The organism is Mycobacterium helveticum, assembly GCF_007714205.1.
GTDB classification, from domain to species: Bacteria; Actinomycetota; Actinomycetes; order Mycobacteriales; family Mycobacteriaceae; genus Mycobacterium; species Mycobacterium helveticum.
The window spans coordinates 1-3,394 of sequence record NZ_VMQU01000232.1 but is presented as its reverse complement, the minus strand read 5'-3'; the positions used below and the strand labels follow the sequence as shown (position 1 = coordinate 3,394).

Sequence of the window (3,394 nt, the reverse complement as noted above, 5' to 3'; positions counted from 1 at the left end):
GTGTGTGGCCCCGTGGGCCCCGCTGGGGCCCGGGGGCTGGCCGGGTTGGGTTTCGTCGGCCCCCCGGCCCCCGCCGCCGCGGGCGGGCGGGGCGCCGCCGGCCGAGGCCGCGCCGGGAGGCTAGGCGGATGCCCGCGCGGATGGACCCGCAACGGTTCGACGAGCTGGTTTCCGCGGCGCTGGACCTGATCCCGCCCGAGCTCACCGCCGCGATGGACAACGTCGTCGTCCTGGTCGAAGACCGCCACCCCGAGGACCCCGCACTGCTCGGCCTCTACGAGGGGGTGGCGCTGACCGAGCGGGACTCCGACTATGCCGGCTCGCTGCCGGACGCCATCACGATCTACCGCGAGCCGCTGCTGGATGCCTGCGCGTCCGACGACGAGGTCGTCGAGGAGGTGGCGATCACCGTCATCCACGAGGTCGCGCATCATTTCGGCATCGACGACGACCGGCTGGAGGAACTGGGCTGGGGCTGAGGGGCCCGCGTCGGGCCGCCGGGCGCGGCACCGGGGCTTTGTCGGCGCCGGATGCTATGAACGCCTTATGAGCCACGAATGCCGCGACTGCCTGGCAGGCTTGGAGCACTGTCACGGCACCCTCATTCGCCATGCACTGCACGGGTCGGAATGCACCGAACCGGAATGTCGCGCCCCCGAACTGTTGCCGCACACCTTCGTCATCGACTGCGATGCCGTCGGCTGCGGTTGCGCCGAATCGGTCGCGCTGGCCGTCTGAGTCAGCCCATCGGGTCCGTGCCCGAGCGCACGGCGTCGGCGACGGCGGCGGCCTCGGCTTCGGGCTGGAACGGCGGGGTCAGGGTTGCCCACCGCACGCAGCTCCACCGCCCGTCGGTGATCGGGGCCAACACCACCGCCTCGGCGTTGCCCAGGTGATTGTCCAGCGCGAAGTTTCCGTCCACCCCGGCCAGCACCGCCGAAACCAGGCGGATCGCCGCGCCGTGACTGACGACGACGATGTCGCCGCTGAACTGGTGGTCGTCGAGGTAGCGCATGCGCAGCTCGGTGAGCACCGGCACGTAGCGGTCCAGCACGTCGTTGGCGCTCTCGCCGCCGGGCAACCCGACGTCGAGCTCGCCGTGATGCCACCGCTCGTAGACGGCGTTGAACTCCGCCACCGCCTCGTCGTCGCCGCGGCCCTCGAGCTCACCGACCTGCACTTCGTGGATGCCGGCGACCTCGGTCGCGGTCACGTCGAGCGCGGCCCCGATCACTTCGGCGGTCTGCGACGCCCGCACCGCCACCGAATGCGCGAGCAGCGCCGGGCGCCCCGACTCCCGGGCGAAGGCATGGGCCTGGTCGCGCCCCAGCGGCGTCAGCTCCGCCCCGGGCGGGCGGGTGTCGAGCCTGCGGTCGACGTTGCTGAAGGACTGGCCGTGCCGCAGCAGCACCAGGCGCCCGCTCATGACGGCCATCCTTCCCGCAGGCCCGTCAGCCAGCGCGACGCCTCGTCGGCGGGCGGGGGCACCACCCCGGCGGCCGCGCCCGTCGGCCAGGAACCCAGATATCGCACATCGGCACAACGACGGTGCAGCGCTTTGAGTGCCTCGGCGACGGCGTCGTCGTCGACATGGCCGACGCAGTCGACGAAGAAAAGGTAGGTGCCCAGCTCGGTGCGGGTCGGCCGGGACTCGATGCGGGTGAGGTCGATGCCGCGGATGCCGAATTCGGCCAGCGCGGCCAGCAGTGCGCCGGGGGCGTTGTCGATGCGCAGCACCACCGAGGTGCGGTCCGCGCCCGTGCGGGCCGGCGGCGGCCCGGGCGGACCGGTCAGGACGAAGCGGGTGCGGGCGTTGGGCTCGTCGACGACGCCGCGGGCCAGGACACCCAGGCCCCAGTGGGCGGCGGCCAGGGGGGAGGTCACCGCGGCGTCCACCAGGCCGTCGGCCACCTGCCGCGCCGCGTCGGCGTTGGAGTAGGCCGGGCGCAACTCGGCGCCGGGCAGATGCGCGTCCAGCCAGCGCCGCACCTGCGCCGCGGCCACGGGAAAGGCCGCCAGCGTGCGCACGTCCGGGCCGGCGGGGGGCGTTTCGACGCCCGCCTTGACGACGATGCTGAACGCCACGTCCAGGGTTGTCTCCGCGAACACCTGCAGCGGCGAACCGATCGCCAGGCTGTCCAGCGTGGACATCACCGATCCGTCGATCGAGTTCTCGATCGGCACGCAGGCGAAGTCGGCGGCGCCGTCGCGGACGGCGTCGAGCGTGGCGGACGTGCTGTCCATCGGGAGCCGCGTCATCGGGTCCGGCTGCTGCGCGGGAACCAGGCCGGCCGCCGTCATCTCCAGCAGCGCGGCCTCGGTGAAGGTGCCTTCGGGGCCGAGGTATGCGATGCGGACCACACCCAAACCCTAACGGCAGCTCACCCACCGGCCGGCCTTGCGGTGTCCCGCACGTTAAATTAAGTTAGGCTTACCTAATTAGCTTTCAAGGAGGTCGGATGCCACCGTTGCCCGGCGCCGCGCCGACGACCGCCGAACGGATCCGCAGCGCATGCGCCCGGGCCGGCGGCGCGCTGCTCGCCCTGGAGAAGGGCAAAGCGTACGAGGTCGCGGTCGCCACGCCCGTGCACCATCTACTGCCGGATGGGTCCTTCGCCGTGGCCGTTCCGGCCGGCCGCGGCGTCTGCGGGGCCCAGGCCGTGCTGGAGCTCACCGACTACGCGCCGCTGCCGCTGCGGGAACCGGTCCGGTCGCTGGTCTGGGTGCGCGGCCGGGTGCGGCGGGTACCGCCCTACGCTGTCACCGGCCTGCTCGACCTGATCGCCTCCGAGGACCCGAATCCCGCGCTGCTGCAGGTGCACACGCCCAGGTCGCAGCCGTGCGGGGACGACGCCCGCTATGCGCTGCTGCGGCTCGAGATCGCCTCGGTGGTGGTCGCCGACGCCACCGGCGCCGAGGCCGTCGGCGTGACGGACCTGCTCGCCGCCCGGCCCGACCCGTTCTGCGAGATCGAATCGACGTTGCTGCGGCACCTGGACACCGCGCACAACGACGTCATCGCCCGGCTGGTGTCCCGGCTGCCGGCACCGCTGCGCCGCGGCCGGGTCCGCCCCCTGGGGCTGGACCGGTACGGCGTCCGGTTCCGCGTCGAAGCCGACGACGGCGACCGCGATGTCCGGCTCCCCTTCCACCAGCCGGTGCACGACATGTCCGGGCTGAGCCGGGCGATCCGGGTGCTGATGGGTTGCCCGTTCGGCAACGGGTTGCGCGCCCGGCGCTAAATTGTCGGAGGTGAACGGCGACCGATCACCGGAACGTCCCCGGACACCGCCGGACGCCCACCCGGAGCCGTCCCCGGTCATCCGCCGTGCACCGGCCCCGCCGCGTGCCGCCGCGCGCCGCGGTACCGGCCGGGCGCCGGTCCCGCCGGGTC

4 protein-coding genes and 1 pseudogene are annotated in these 3,394 nt (G+C 73.2%); 3 read left to right on the top strand and 2 right to left on the bottom strand.

The window, feature by feature from the left end; translation table 11 throughout:
- Positions 1–128: 128 nt before the first annotated feature.
- Together FPZ47_RS26940 and FPZ47_RS26935 are read left to right on the top strand one after the other, a co-directional pair.
- Positions 129–550, top strand: a pseudogene (locus tag FPZ47_RS26940) (metallopeptidase family protein).
- The gene (locus tag FPZ47_RS26935; protein ID WP_144956071.1) at positions 547–738 is read left to right on the top strand and encodes a hypothetical protein; all 192 of its coding nucleotides are present in this window, start codon (positions 547–549) and stop codon (positions 736–738) included. The pseudogene FPZ47_RS26940 and the gene FPZ47_RS26935 overlap by 4 nt, the downstream one beginning before the upstream one ends.
- A 1-nt stretch (position 739) precedes the next feature.
- Here FPZ47_RS26935 and FPZ47_RS26930 read toward each other — a convergent pair whose 3' ends face one another.
- Both FPZ47_RS26930 and pheA read right to left on the bottom strand, forming a co-directional pair.
- Complete coding sequence (locus FPZ47_RS26930) at positions 740–1,426, bottom strand: histidine phosphatase family protein (protein ID WP_144956074.1); 687 nt, start codon at positions 1,424–1,426, stop codon at positions 740–742.
- Positions 1,423–2,361 carry a prephenate dehydratase gene (gene pheA, locus FPZ47_RS26925; RefSeq protein ID WP_144956076.1) on the bottom strand — a complete coding sequence of 313 codons (939 nt, stop codon included), beginning with the start codon at positions 2,359–2,361 and terminating at the stop codon, positions 1,423–1,425. The genes FPZ47_RS26930 and pheA overlap by 4 nt, the downstream gene beginning before the upstream one ends.
- A gap of 98 nt (positions 2,362–2,459) precedes the next feature.
- On the opposite strand from pheA, the gene FPZ47_RS26920 reads away from it, so the two are divergent.
- On the top strand, positions 2,460–3,242 hold the full coding sequence (locus tag FPZ47_RS26920) for a DUF2470 domain-containing protein (protein WP_145039736.1): 783 nt from the start codon (positions 2,460–2,462) through the stop codon (positions 3,240–3,242).
- Positions 3,243–3,394: the final 152 nt, after the last annotated feature.